The sequence below is a fragment of the Novosphingobium sp. P6W genome (genome assembly GCF_000876675.2).
In the GTDB taxonomy this organism is placed as follows: domain Bacteria; phylum Pseudomonadota; class Alphaproteobacteria; order Sphingomonadales; family Sphingomonadaceae; genus Novosphingobium.
Window position 1 is genome coordinate 2,014,757 of sequence record NZ_CP030353.1, and the last position, 12,763, is coordinate 2,027,519.

Below are 12,763 nucleotides of genomic sequence, written 5' to 3' on the forward strand. Positions count from 1 at the left end.
ACATCATGAAAACCAAACACATTCTCGAACTTGCTGATGTAAAGGCAATCCTGGCGGCGGCCGAGGCCGAAGCCAACACGCACAAGTGGGCTGTGAGCATCGCGGTAGTCGATGGCGGTGGGCACTTGCTGGGCTTTGTGCGCCTGGACGGGGCGCCGGCTAGTTCAGCCCAACTGGCACCTGCGAAGGCAGTGACGTCGATCATGGGACGGCGCGAATCGAAGGCGTACGAGGACATGATATTCAACGGCCGCACCGCGATGCTCTCAGCCCCGGGACTACCGGCCATGCTGGAAGGCGGCGTTCCGATCGTCGTCAATGGAGATTTTGTCGGCGCCGTAGGCGTGTCGGGGGTTAAGTCTGACGAGGACGCGCAAATAGCCAGAGCAGGAATAGCAGTCTTGTCCAGCAGGCAGTAATCGCGAAATCGAACTGCGCTTACGGCGAAATTGGCCGTTCAGCAGGGCCGCCGTGCCACTACCGCTTTGTTGAGCGCCGGCGGCAGTGCGCCCTTCTCAGTCATTCTTTGCCAGGATCCCGGTGCCCGAAAGCGGTCACTCGCTGACGGTTAGTGTTGCAGAGGCACGGGTAGCTGAGGGATCGACTTTGATGCCTGCCGCCTTACGCTCAGAATAGCGGTCGACCAGCTGGATCGCGTGTGGGCGCATCAGCACCGTGATCCGCACCAGTTCCTCCATAACATCGACGATCCGATCATAATAGCTGGACGGCTTCATACGGCCTGCCTCGTCAAACTCGTTGTAGGCCATGGCGACAGACGATTGGTTGGGGATGGTGAACATTCGCATCCATCGCCCAAGGAGGCGCATTGTGTTGACCGCGTTGAAGGATTGGGAGCCCCCCGACACCTGCATCACGGCGAGGGTGCGGCCGGAGGCCCTTCATCTCCAACGGGAGGTGGTCGATCTGCGCCTTCATAATGCCGCTGATCTGACCATGTCGCTCGGGGCTGCACCAGACCTGCCCCTCTGACCACATCGACAGTTTACGCAGTTGATGGACCGCAGGATGGTCGTCCCCCGCCACTTGGTCGGGCAGAGGCAGGTCGGACGGATCGAAGATGCGCGTCTCCGCACCGAGATGTCGGAGCAGGCGCGCCGCCTCCTCGACCGCCAGTCGCGAGAAGGACCGTTCCCGCAGCGAGCCATAGAGCAGCAGGATACGTGGCGGGGGTTGGTCTTCACCAACACCGAGTGCTGGACGCGCGATGGCATAGGCGGGATCGAGTGCCGGAAGATGGTCGGGGTCAGACAGGGCGCGGATGCGGCTCATGCAGGTTCCTCTTGTTGTGCTGTCGGGAAGATGACCTCGCCAACGAGATGGGCGGCGAGCGCGCCGATAATTTGCGCTGTGACGAACGCGGGCACGCATGAAGGCTCGATTCCGGCGAAGCTGTCGCTTAACGATCGGGCAATGGTGATGGCGGGATTCGCGAAGCTGGTGGACGAGGTGAACCAGTATGCGGCAACGATGTAGAGGGCGACGCTGGTCGGCACGGTGTCCGGGCGCATCCGCGCGGCCCCTATGATCGTCAGGACGAGACCGAAGGTGGCAACTGCTTCGCCTGCCCATTGACCGGGTCCTTGGCGCAGCTTGGTGGAGAGCTGGAGGATGGGTTCGTCGAACATGATGTGCGTTAGCCAGACGCCTAGTGTGCCCCCGGCGAGCTGGGCTGCGACATATGCCAACGCCGTATCTGTGCGGACGTGACCAAGCAGGCGCATGACCAGCGTAACGGCGGGGTTCATATGGGCGCCAGACAACGGGCTCAGCATTGTGATTAGCACGAACAAGATGGCGCCAGTCGCCAGCGTGTTGCCCAAGAGCGCGATGGCGACGTTCCCCTCAGCGAAACGCTGCGCCATGATCCCCGAGCCGATGACGGTCGCAGACAGAAGCAGGCTTCCAAGCGCCTCAGCCAGAACAGCGCGGCGGTTCACGCGGAATAAATGCGATTACCGGCGACGTCGATGACCTGCTTGTCGTCCTCTTTGGAGAAGGCACCGCACTGCTGCTCGGGCAGGAGGTCCAGCACCGCCTCGGACGGGCGGCAGAGCCTTACGCCCAGTGGCGTCACGACGAGCGGCCGGTTGATGAGGATCGGGTGCGCCATCATCGTATCAATCAGAGCATCGTCGGTCAGCGCCTGATCATCGAGGCCGAGTTCGGCATAGGGCGTTCCTTTCTCGCGCAGCAAGTCGCGTGGGGAAATGCTGGCACGACGCAGCATCTCGGAGAGGAGCGCGCGCGCCGGTGGGGTCTTGAGATATTCGATTACGTGAGGCTCGATGCCGGCGTTACGGATCATGGCGAGTGTGTTGCGGGACGTCCCGCAATCGGGATTATGGTAGATCACGATGTCGATCACGGCGCCGATCCTTTAACAGCAGGCAAGTTCGGCAAGTAGCGGCTCGCATAAATCGGCGCGCCCGCCACAGCAGTCCTTGGCAAGAAACAGCATGAGACTGCGCAGGGCATCGATGCTGACCCGTTGGATTTGCTGACGTCCGCGTTTTTCGGGGACGACCAGTCCTGCTTTCACGAGAACTGCCAAATGCGTGGAGAATGTGCTCTGGCTCAGCCCGCTAGCTTCAACCAACTGCCCGGTCGAAAGGCCCTCGGGCTCATGCTGAACCAGCAACCGGAAGGTCGACAGACGGGTTGGATGAGCGAGAGCCGTGAGAATTGATAGGGCCGCGTCAGTTTCCATTCATCGGAATTACCCGATGGAATTCAGGCGGTCAATAACCTATCGGATAATGCCGATGGATATGTGGAAGCTGTGGGCGCCTGCCGCTCGTTGACCCAACATTCCGCAATGAGTCATCGTCCGCAAAGTAGCTCGCTAGCTTGCGCCCCTTGTCGCCATCCGGCACCGCATTTCTGTTTCTCGAAAGCGGCCATTCATTCAGGCTTGAGTAGTCTTTCTGACAACGAAAAAGCAGCCGGTCGGCCATCGCCCCAGAGCAGCCACTTATGGCAAGCGTCCGACCTTTATCGTAAGCAGCAACGAAGGTCTTTCCGCAGAAGTAGGCCATTGAGAACAAGGACACCATGGGCGGCGGGCAGGGCGAAGCGCACGCGTGCCGCCGTGACAAGATGCGCCCGCTGCTCACTAAAGACGGTAAACGCCGGCCATACCTGCTGCGGCAGTTTAGGATCGACAGCCCGCTGCCCTGACCCCTCCGTCATCGCGGGCGCGGCGAAGCGCGCGCAATGACGCAGGCGTTGGCGGTACGAAACCGACTCAAGGCAGCGAGCGGTAGAATTCCAGCTTCATGTCTTCGGCCACGCATTCGAGGATGCCGGGCACCAGCCGGTCGTGGAAGTCGATATGCATGTGCTTTTCGTAAGCCGCATCGTCGCGGAACGTAGCGATGACCTGGAACAGGTCGGGGTCGCTTTCCGACTGGAACAGTTCGTAGACCAGAGCGTCCGGTTCACGCTCGAACACCAGGCTTTTCAGTTCCGACTGCAGCGCGATCATGTCGCCGCGCTTTTCCGGACGGGTGCGCAGCTGCGCGATGAAGCTCTTGGCGCTCATCGGGCCTGCCCTTCCAGCTGTGCGTCGAGGTCGTACAGCAGTTCGCGTTCGTAGCTGCCGTCCATGCAGCCGACGATCTTCTCGATCAGCGCCTTGTTGTGGTCGTAGGCCATGTGCGCTTCGTCGGCCGCTTCGTCGACGAAGCTTTCGTGGACGGCGAACATCCCCGGTTCGGACAGGCGGAAGAACTTGTAGTGCAGGGTGCCTGGCTCCTGCTTGGAAAGCACCTCCATCTCGAGCGCCAGGGCAATGAATTCCTGCTGCAGGTCGTCTTTGATGCGGAAGCGGGACAGGAAGCTGAAAGCCATTGTCGTTTTCTCCTCAGGCGGGGCTGGGCGACAGCAGCGATTCGCCTGCAGCTGCGCGTTTGCCCGGTTCTCTCCAATGCGGTGACTATGTCGCCACCAGCTTGCCATTCAGCATATGCGATCACGATATAAAAACAATCATGAATGCATGTGATCGTGCTCTGCGGGGTGCTTTGGCGGGTCGGCGCATGGCCCTGTCGCCCGCCCGATGTCGCACTTTGGACACGCTTCAAAAAAACATACATGAATGATTGCTTATCGCTCCGGTCGTGATATCCATCAGGGCAACCCGCAAGGAATGGCGGGGTACAAGGAGAGAGGTTATGTTCACCATGAGGCTTCATGGCTCGACGTGCGCATTCGCTATTGTTGCGGCGCTCGCCAGCGCTTCTTCCCGCGCGCAGGATACCGCTGCCGCAGACACCGCTACCCCGCAGGCGAGCACGACATCGGCCGGTTCGGGGCTGGCTGAAATCGTCGTTACCGCCACCCGCCGGGCCACCGATCTGCAGTCTACTCCGGTCTCGGTTTCGGCGGTGGACTCTACCTTGATCGCACAGGCATCGCCGCGCGATCTTGGTGATATCGCTGCCTTCGTGCCGAACTTCTCGGCTGCGACGATCGCCAATTTCAACGCCGCCAGCTTCGCCATGCGCGGCGTCGGCCAGACCTCGATCATCGTCTACTTCGAGCCGCCAGTCGCAGTTCTTGTCGACGACTTCGTGGTGCCTTCGGTGCAGACCCAGCTCCTCGATACCTTCGACGTGGCGCAAGTCGAAGTGTTGCGCGGCCCGCAAGGCACGCTGTTCGGCAAGAACACCACCGGCGGCGTCGTCACCGTGCGCACCAAGCGGCCGCAGATGGAGTATGTCGGCGTCGATGCGCGCGCCGAATTTGGCGACTTCGGACAGAAGAAAGTCCAGGCCGCGATGAACGTTCCGATCGGTGACATCGCCGCGCTGCGTCTGGTTGGTGGGTACGAAAAGTCTGACGGGTTCTACCATAACGGCGCCTGCTACGGCCCGGTCACCGGCTTTGTGCCGAACAAGTTCGAAGGCTCTACCGGGTGTCTGGGAGGCGAGCGGCTTGGCGGTAAGGACGTGTGGCAGGCCCGTGCCAAGCTGCTGATCGAACCTTCGCCCGATTTCAGCGCACTGCTGCAGTACGAGTGGATTCGCGACCGTTCGGATTCGGTCCCTTCGGTAAACGAGAATTACCTCTATACCGGCACCAACCCTTTCGTGACCGACCTTCTGGGGCTGACCGATCCCAATGCGCAGAACGTCGATCCGCTGAAGCGCGCGGGCTACACCGGGCGACATGACGGCCTGCTTTACATGGATCAAGGCCAGCGTATCTCGGTAGACGGACTTTACGCCAATCTGGAATACGATACCGGCATCGGCACTATCAGTTCCGTCACTGGCTACCGCAAGCAGAAGTCGCGTATCCCCAACTCCTATGCAGGCGCGACCGCACTGGGCAGCGACGGCCAGCTGCTTTCGTTCTTCGATGCCACCCGCGATGACGATCGCAAGACCTTCCAGCAGGAACTGCGCTTCTCGTCCGACTTCAAGGGTCCGTTCAACTTCGTTGCGGGCGGGTTCTTCCAGCGCGACAAGATCGACTTCTGCGTCTCCCAGATCCTCGGCTTCCTTGACCTTACTTCGGGACCGCTGCCGTTTGGAGAGTGGAACAACACGCCTTACATCCTGTGCAATGCCCAGAAGGCGAAGTCCCGCGCGCTGTTCTTCGAAGGCACGCTCAAGCTGGGCGAAAAGCTGACGATCGCGGCGGGCGGGCGCTATACCTGGGACGACAAGACCTGGATGGGCCGCCAGCAGACCTTCATCCCGGCGCTGAACGGCGGTTTCGATCCGACGATTTCCATCGACCACGCGCTGGATGCCAGCGTCTACAAGTACCCCGCCGGTGTGGTGACGGTGAAGGACAAGTGGCGCGAGCCGACCTACCGCGCCAGCATCAGCTATCAGGCGACCGACGACGTGTTCGTCTTCGGCGGCTATTCGCACGGTTACAAGGGCGGCGGTTTCAACGACCAGATCGGCGGCTTCGCAGCCTTCGGTGACGATCTCGACGCCTTCCGCGCCGCCGCGCGCGCCACCAACCCGGAAACGGCCGACAGCTTCGAGGTGGGCTTCAAGTCGCAGTTCCTCGACAACCGCGTACGCTTCAACGTCACCAGTTTCTACGTGAAGTACAAGGATTTGCAAAAGCAGCTCAACGTGCCGATCGTAGTCAACGGTCAGCCCAATCAGGTGACGATCTTCGTCAACGCGGCCAGCGCCACCGTGAAGGGGCTTGAAGGTGAACTTTCGGCCACGCCGGTCGAGGGGCTGACCCTGCGCGGTGTGCTCGGTTACCAGGACGGCAAGTACAAGAGCTACACCGCCGAAAACGCCGGCTACGATCTGGCGAGCGCGCCGCTGGACCGTGCGCCCAAGTGGCAGTGGACTGCGGACGCGGTCTACTCGGTGCCGCTGGGGGATGATTACAAGCTCACGCTGAACGGCAACGTCGCCTACACCGGGCGCAACCTGAACACGCAGGCGATCGACGATCCGCGCGGCAATACGTTCCTCAACGCACGCACGCTGGTGAACGGATCGATCACTCTCGCCCAGACAGACGACAAGTATTACGTCCGCGTTATCGGCAGGAACCTGACCGACAAGCGCTATCGTATCGCTTCGCAGAACGTGGCGGGCCTGTGGCTCAACTCGCAGTTCGGTGCGCCGCGTTACTTTGGCGTCGAACTGGGCTTGTCCTTCGGCAATCACTTGTAAGGCTAACCCGGTCCTCCCCCTTGCACGGCAATGGGGAGGACCGGGCACCGCCCCCATCTGCGAACAAGAGGTGCTCTGCGTGTTGGTGAAAGGCGATTTGAAGATGCTGCGGCCCGTCATGCTCGGTGCGCTGGTGTGGAGCCTTGCGGCCTGCGGTTCGGCGGACCAGCAGGCGCTGGCCGGAAAGCAGGCGCCCGAGGCTTGGCTCCAGCAACTCGACGACGCCAGCAGCGGCGACGACTGGCCCGCGTTCGGGCGCACTTACGGCGAGCAGCATTACAGCCCGCTGGAGCAGATCAACGAAGGCAACGTCAAGGATCTGGGTCTCGTCTGGTCGGTGGACCTGCCAGCCGGCAACCCTGCCACCGGACCCATCGAGGTGGGCGGCAGCGTCTACCTGGCCACCGGTTATTCGGTGGTGCGAGCAATCGACGTCGCCACCGGCAAGGTCCGGTGGGAACACGATCCCAAGGCGCCCGAGGCTTCGGGCGTGCGTCTGCGGCAGGGCTGGGGTAGCCGGGGCGTGGCCTACTGGAACCACAAGGTGATCACCGCCACGCAGGACGGCCGCCTGGTCGCGCTGGACGAGAAGACCGGCGCCCCCGTCTGGACCGTGCAGACGCTGGACGACGGCGCGCCGATGTTTATCTCCGGCCCGCCCCGCGTGTTTGATGGCAAGGTTATCATCGGCAATGCAGGGTCCGACGAAAGCGCGGTGCGCGGCTTTGTCACGGCTTTCGATGCGGATACCGGCAAGTTCCTCTGGAAATTCTACACCGTCCCGGGCGACCCTGCGAAGGGCTTCGAGGACGCGGCGCAGGAGATGGCCGCCAAAACCTGGCATGGCGAATGGTGGAAGTATGGCGGCGGCGGCTCCGCATGGAATTCGATCACGTATGACAAGGCCAACGACCAGATCCTGATCGGCACCGGCAACGGCGCGCCGTGGAACCACAAAATCCGCAGTCTCGGCAAAGGTGACAACCTGTTCGTCTGCTCGATCGTCGCGCTTGATGCGAAGACCGGCAAGTACAAATGGCACTACCAGATCAACCCCGGCGAAAGCTGGGACTTCAACGCCGCGATGGACATGCAGCTGGCCGACCTGACGATCGACGGCAAGCCGCGTCAGGTAGTGACGACGGCGCCCAAGAACGGCTTCTACTATGTGATCGACCGCAAGGACGGCAAGCTGATCTCCGCCGAACCTTTCGTGCAGGTGACCTGGGCCAAGAAGATCGACTTGGCCACAGGCCGTCCGGTCGAAAACCCGGGCGTGCGGTATGAAAGCGGCAAGACCACGTTCCGCCCCACTCCGCTGGGCGCGCATAGCTGGATGCCGATGGCTTTCAGCCCCAAGACCGGCCTGACCTATATCCCCGCCATCGATTTGCAGGTGCGCTTCGACGACACCGGCATCACGAGGGAGAACTTCAAGTTCGCGGGCGGAATGGGCCTGTCGCCCGGCGTTGGCTACGCCATCGACGCGGGCGGCAGCAAAGTCACTGGCTGGCTGATCGCCTGGGACCCGGTGACGCAGAAGGCGCGCTGGAAGCTGCCGATGCCCACCCACGGCAATGGGGGCATCATGGCGACGGGCGGCAATCTGGTATTTCAGGGACGGCCCGACGGCGGGTTCTCCGCCTACAACGCGCAGGACGGCAAGCGGTTGTGGAACTTCGACGCGCGTGCCGGCGTGGTGGCGCCGCCGATAACCTACCGGGTGAACGGCAAGCAATACGTCACGGTGATCGCCGGGATAGGTACCAGCGTGGGCCTGTTCGGTCCAATGTTCGAGAAGTACGGCATCGATTACCGCACCCAGGCGCGCCGGGTGCTCACGTTCGCGATCGGCGGCAAACAGACGCTGCCGGCCCGCATTCCGTATAAAGCAGTTGCCTTCGAGGATGCCGACTACAAGCCGAACGCTGCGCTCACCGCGCGCGGAGAGGGGATATTCGGCGGACGCTGCGCAGTATGCCATGGCACCGGGGTGGTCGCAGGCGGCACCGCGCCGGACCTGCGCGCTTCGCCGATCCCGCATGATTCCCAAGTGTTCGCGCAAGTCGTCAAGGACGGCGCACTGGTGCCGAACGGAATGCCCGCGTTCGGTGAGTTCACACCGGACCAGATCGAAGCACTGCGCCAGTATATCCGATCAAGGGCATATGTTCTGCGCAGTGGCAAACCGGAAACGCCTTTCGGTTCGGCACATAAAACCGGAGAGTGAGCTTGACGTCGTCCCGGACCAAGTCCGGGACGACTGTTCGCCGCCTCAATCCGAGCGCTTGGGCCACAACATGGTCAGCGCAATCCGTGCGAACTTCCACCGCCCATCCTGGCGGACGTAGACATCGTCGTAACGCCCGATCAGCAGCAGCGGATTGGCTTCGCCGCCTTGGGTAACGATGGCGGACCCTTCATGCTGGCGCGTGACCAGGTCCAGCAGCAGGCAGTGTCCGCGCGCGCTGTCAGGCCCAGTCAGTTCGATCGAGTGATTGGCGATGTAATGCAGCGTCTCCAGCGGCGCGCGGCAGTGGCGCCAGTTGTCGCGGAACAGGCCCAGCACCGCCTCCACGCCTTCGTAATCGCCGCCAAAGGCCATGGGGTATTCGCACACGATATCTTCCGTGCAAATTCGGCGCACGGCGGCTTCGTCCATCGTGTCGAAGGCGGTCGAATAGTCGATGCGCAGTTGGCGGATGGCTTCGCGCGCGGTCAGGTCTTCAAGTGTCATTGCCGTTAACTCTCCCGTTATCCGCCCATTCTTCGGGCTATTTGCGCATTCGCCTGATCCGTTTCAGCAGCGCGACCAGCTTCGCCAGATAGACCTCGCGCAGCTCTCCCGTCAGCACCAGCGAAGCGCTCTGGAGAAAGCAGGCGTGCAGTTCCAGGCGGCACTGCTCCGACCCGCACTGCCCCAGCGACCAGCGTCGGTAGACCAGGAATTCGTGCATCACATGCGTGTCGACCAGCGCCTCGTTATCGAGATCGCCGCGCACGCTGCCTTTGCCGCGCTGGTGTTCCAGCCACCCGGCGAAACGGCTGCGCGCCACCGAGGTCAGTTCGTTCACTTCCAGCGTGCGGACTTCCGGCGCGAAGACGAAATCGATCACCACCCGCGCGTAGAGGCTGTCGCGGTCGAGTTCGCTGACCATCCAGTCGAGTTCGCGAAACACCATCGGCAGCGTATAGGTATGGTCGCGCCGCGCAATGTGTTCGCGCACTTCCACCATGCGGTCCACCACCGTCGCGCTGATGACGCCGTCCTTGTCGCCGAACAGGCGGTAGAGCGTGCGTTGGGCTACCCCGGCCTCGTCCGACAGCCTGCGGATGGTCAGCGCGGCAACCCCGCCTTCGCCCAGGATGCGGTGGGCAGCGTCGACGATTCGTGCGCGGCGCTCCGTCATCGCCGGACTGGTGTAGCGGCGCCGACTCGGAGGCGTTTTTTCTGCTGTCGTCTCCTGCACTGCAGCAAGTCCCCCGCGCATCTCGTTTCCCTCGTTATTCTCTCGAAATTCTAGAAGCGTGCAGTTGTCCAAAGCAATCTCTTCACCCTGCCGTCGCTGCATTGCGATAAAACAAATCATACATGATTGTATTTTTTGTCTTCACAAAAATGAACATCTGCACTCATTTATAGAAGCCGGACGAAAACGTCGGCAGTGATTCGAACTGCCCCATCAGAAAAAGGCAGTCGGTTCGGAGGGGAAGACCATGATCGGCAAGTCACACCTGAATTGCGTCTGCAAACTGCTCGTCACGGGGCTGCTGACGAGCGCAAGCACCACTGTCCTGGCCCAGACGGCGCCCGGGCCGCAGCCGCAAGGCACTAGCCAGTCCGGCCAGTCGACCGGCCTTGAGGACATCGTCGTCACCGCGCGGCGTATTTCGGAATCCATTCAGGACACGCCGGTCGCAGTGTCGGCCTTCACCGAGGCGGCGATCGAGAACAAGTTCGCCAACGATATCCGCGCTTTGGCCGGCGATGTTCCCAACGTGGTCATCACCAACGTACCGGGGTTCAACGCTGCCTCGATCGGCATTCGCGGCCAGTCCACCGGCGACATCATCCTGACCTTCGAGCCGGCTGTCGGCGTCGTCGTCGACGACTTCGTGCTGGCGCACGTCCAGACCCAGTTGTTCGACCTGTTCGACGTCGAGCGCATCGAAGTCCTGCGCGGCCCGCAAGGCACCCTGTTCGGCAAGAACACCGTGGGCGGCGTCGTCAACGTCATCACCAAGAAGCCGGAGCCTGGCTTCAGCGGCGAAGTGCGCCTCGGCTATTCCAGCTTCAACACCAAGGACGTAAAGGCTTCGATCAACATTCCCTTGTCGGAAAACCTCTACTTCCGCGCCGCCGGTTCGTTCCAGGAAAGCGACGGCTATTATCGCCTGACCAAGAACAATTCCGTCGACGGTTTCGAAGGTGTTCCCGGCCGCGGCCAGCGCTGGGGCGGCAGCCGGTACTTCAGCGGCCGCGCCAAGCTGCTCTGGGAGCCGACCGACGACACCAACCTGATGCTGACCTACGAATTGCTGCGCGACCGGGGTGACAGCCCGCCGTCCGTCAACGAAACGCCGCCGGGTTTCCTGATCGACGTGGTCGGCTTCCCCGGCATCCAGACCACCGGGCAGAGCCCGTTCAAGACCGGCACGACCCTGTGCGAAGGCTCCGCCACCGCGCCGACCTGCGTGGGTACGCTGGACGGCCACCGCGTCGACGTGGACGGCATATTCCTGCGGGGCGAGCATACCATGGACGGCACCGGCACGATCACCGTGGTCGGCGGCTGGCGCCGGGTGCGTTCGGAGCTGCCTTCGGACTACACCGGCGAGAACGCGTACCTGTTCGTCTCCACCCGCGAGGACACGCGCAAGCAGTACAGCGCCGAAGCCCGGTTCAGCTCCGACTTCTCTGACAGCATCAAGTTCACCGCCGGCGCCATGTACTGGGGCCAGACGCTGGATGCCAACGCGACCAGCTTCCTCGGTTTCCTGCGCTTCCTGGGCGATCCCACCGCGCTGACGGACCCGAACCAGTCCACCGCGAACTACAAGGTCGACAGCTACGCGGTGTTCGGAGAGGCGGAGTACAAAGTCGCCGATCCGTTCTCGGTGTTCCTGGGCGCGCGCTATACCAAGGAAAGCAAGGACTTTTCGGTCCGCCCGCAAGTTCGCCGCTCTATCATCGCGACCGGGTTCTGGCCCGAGTACAGCGATAGCGCCAAGTTCAGCAAGCCCACGATCCGCGCCGGCTACCGCTGGGAAATCGCGTCGGGCATCAACAACTACTTCACCTATAGCCAAGGCTACAAGTCAGGCGGCTACAACGAACAGGCGATGTCGGCCACATCGGCGCTGCCGTTTCGAGAGGAGACGGCCGACAGCTTCGAACTGGGCTTCAAAACCGAAACCGCCGACCGCAAGCTGCGGGTCAATGTGGCGGCGTTCTACGTAAAGTACAACGATCTCCAGCGCGACGCTGTGGTGCCTTTCGTTGACCCGATTACGGGCTTGCCGGGTCAGGAGACGCGCACGACCAACGCCGGCAAGGCGGAGGTGAAAGGTGTGGAACTAGAAATCTCCTCTGCTCCGATCCCCGGCCTGACGCTGGGCGCTTCGGTGGGATACCAGAAGGCCAAGTACATCAACTTCAGCACGGATGTGAACGGCGACGGCGTCAACGAGGATGCGTCCTACCTGAAACTGCGCGGCGCGCCCAAGTGGACAGCCGGGGCCAATGCGCATTACGAATTCCCACCTGCGGACTTCGGTACGGTCTCGCTCAATGCGGACATCAACTACCAGGCGCAGTTCGAATCCACGACGCTCAACGCCGATTATTCGCAGGGGCAGGCGCGTACTCTGATGGGCGCGAGCATCGGCTGGACCGATCCCGACGAACGCTACCGGGTCGCCATTTTCGGGCGGAACCTGCTGGACAAGGTATACCGCGTTTCGGCCAACTCGGTGGCGGGACTGTTCAACTTCACCAATTACGCCCCGCCGCGCAGCTTCGGCATCGAAGGCTCGGCGAAATTCTGAGTGATGGTGGCGGCGGTTTCCCCTTCCGTGCCTTG

General features: G+C 62.1%; 11 protein-coding genes and 1 pseudogene. 4 read left to right on the forward strand and 8 right to left on the reverse strand.

Annotation, left to right across the window (positions count from 1 at the left end; all coding sequences use genetic code 11):
- The first annotated feature begins 5 nt into the window (after positions 1 to 5).
- Positions 6 to 419: a heme-binding protein gene (locus TQ38_RS24780; RefSeq protein ID WP_043970371.1), complete on the forward strand. Its 414-nt coding sequence runs from the start codon at positions 6 to 8 to the stop codon at positions 417 to 419.
- Between the two features lie 135 nt (positions 420 to 554).
- On the opposite strand, the pseudogene arsH reads toward TQ38_RS24780, so the two are convergent.
- From arsH to TQ38_RS24810, 6 genes and pseudogenes are all read right to left on the reverse strand, one after another.
- Positions 555 to 1,293: pseudogene (gene arsH / locus TQ38_RS24785) on the reverse strand (arsenical resistance protein ArsH).
- Complete coding sequence (locus TQ38_RS24790) at positions 1,290 to 1,961, reverse strand: aquaporin (protein ID WP_043970372.1); 672 nt, start codon at positions 1,959 to 1,961, stop codon at positions 1,290 to 1,292. The pseudogene arsH and the gene TQ38_RS24790 overlap by 4 nt, the downstream one beginning before the upstream one ends.
- On the reverse strand, positions 1,958 to 2,389 hold the full coding sequence (arsC, locus tag TQ38_RS24795) for an arsenate reductase (glutaredoxin) (protein WP_043970374.1): 432 nt from the start codon (positions 2,387 to 2,389) through the stop codon (positions 1,958 to 1,960). The genes TQ38_RS24790 and arsC overlap by 4 nt, the downstream gene beginning before the upstream one ends.
- 12 nt (positions 2,390 to 2,401) lie before the next feature.
- Positions 2,402 to 2,731 (reverse strand): helix-turn-helix transcriptional regulator, encoded by a 330-nt coding sequence (locus tag TQ38_RS24800; RefSeq protein ID WP_043970376.1) that lies wholly within the window; start codon positions 2,729 to 2,731, stop codon positions 2,402 to 2,404.
- 537 nt (positions 2,732 to 3,268) lie between these two features.
- Complete coding sequence (locus TQ38_RS24805; protein ID WP_043970379.1) at positions 3,269 to 3,565, reverse strand: putative quinol monooxygenase; 297 nt, start codon at positions 3,563 to 3,565, stop codon at positions 3,269 to 3,271.
- Positions 3,562 to 3,873, reverse strand: a complete 312-nt coding sequence (locus TQ38_RS24810; protein WP_043970380.1) for a putative quinol monooxygenase — start codon at positions 3,871 to 3,873, stop codon at positions 3,562 to 3,564. The genes TQ38_RS24805 and TQ38_RS24810 overlap by 4 nt, the downstream gene beginning before the upstream one ends.
- A 323-nt stretch (positions 3,874 to 4,196) precedes the next feature.
- Here TQ38_RS24810 and TQ38_RS24815 point away from each other — a divergent pair, with 323 nt between their 5' ends.
- Positions 4,197 to 6,680 carry a TonB-dependent receptor gene (locus tag TQ38_RS24815; RefSeq protein ID WP_043970382.1) on the forward strand — a complete coding sequence of 828 codons (2,484 nt, stop codon included), beginning with the start codon at positions 4,197 to 4,199 and terminating at the stop codon, positions 6,678 to 6,680.
- Between the two features lie 103 nt (positions 6,681 to 6,783).
- Positions 6,784 to 8,910 (forward strand): PQQ-dependent dehydrogenase, methanol/ethanol family, encoded by a 2,127-nt coding sequence (locus TQ38_RS24820; protein ID WP_043970789.1) that lies wholly within the window; start codon positions 6,784 to 6,786, stop codon positions 8,908 to 8,910.
- Positions 8,911 to 8,955: 45 nt separating this feature from the next.
- Here TQ38_RS24820 and TQ38_RS24825 read toward each other — a convergent pair whose 3' ends face one another.
- Both TQ38_RS24825 and TQ38_RS24830 read right to left on the reverse strand, forming a co-directional pair.
- Entirely contained in the window at positions 8,956 to 9,417 is a 462-nt protein-coding gene (locus TQ38_RS24825; RefSeq protein ID WP_052505520.1) for a nuclear transport factor 2 family protein, read from the reverse strand.
- Positions 9,418 to 9,454: 37 nt separating this feature from the next.
- Positions 9,455 to 10,171, reverse strand: a complete 717-nt coding sequence (locus TQ38_RS24830) for a TetR/AcrR family transcriptional regulator (protein WP_043970384.1) — start codon at positions 10,169 to 10,171, stop codon at positions 9,455 to 9,457.
- A gap of 226 nt (positions 10,172 to 10,397) precedes the next feature.
- Between TQ38_RS24830 and TQ38_RS24835 the strand changes: the two genes are divergently transcribed.
- Positions 10,398 to 12,728 (forward strand): TonB-dependent receptor, encoded by a 2,331-nt coding sequence (locus TQ38_RS24835; protein ID WP_043970385.1) that lies wholly within the window; start codon positions 10,398 to 10,400, stop codon positions 12,726 to 12,728.
- Positions 12,729 to 12,763: the final 35 nt, after the last annotated feature.

What these genes read in the sequence shown, in the direction of transcription:
- TQ38_RS24780 (WP_043970371.1), top strand. Translation starts at nt 6, where the DNA reads ATGAAAACCAAACACATTCTCGAACTTGCTGATGTAAAGGCAATCCTG.
- TQ38_RS24800 (WP_043970376.1), bottom strand. Translation starts at nt 2,731, where the DNA reads ATGGAAACTGACGCGGCCCTATCAATTCTCACGGCTCTCGCTCATCCA.
- TQ38_RS24805 (WP_043970379.1), bottom strand. Translation starts at nt 3,565, where the DNA reads ATGAGCGCCAAGAGCTTCATCGCGCAGCTGCGCACCCGTCCGGAAAAG.
- TQ38_RS24810 (WP_043970380.1), bottom strand. Translation starts at nt 3,873, where the DNA reads ATGGCTTTCAGCTTCCTGTCCCGCTTCCGCATCAAAGACGACCTGCAG.
- TQ38_RS24815 (WP_043970382.1), top strand. Translation starts at nt 4,197, where the DNA reads ATGTTCACCATGAGGCTTCATGGCTCGACGTGCGCATTCGCTATTGTT.
- TQ38_RS24820 (WP_043970789.1), top strand. Translation starts at nt 6,784, where the DNA reads ATGCTGCGGCCCGTCATGCTCGGTGCGCTGGTGTGGAGCCTTGCGGCC.
- TQ38_RS24825 (WP_052505520.1), bottom strand. Translation starts at nt 9,417, where the DNA reads ATGACACTTGAAGACCTGACCGCGCGCGAAGCCATCCGCCAACTGCGC.
- TQ38_RS24830 (WP_043970384.1), bottom strand. Translation starts at nt 10,171, where the DNA reads ATGCGCGGGGGACTTGCTGCAGTGCAGGAGACGACAGCAGAAAAAACG.
- TQ38_RS24835 (WP_043970385.1), top strand. Translation starts at nt 10,398, where the DNA reads ATGATCGGCAAGTCACACCTGAATTGCGTCTGCAAACTGCTCGTCACG.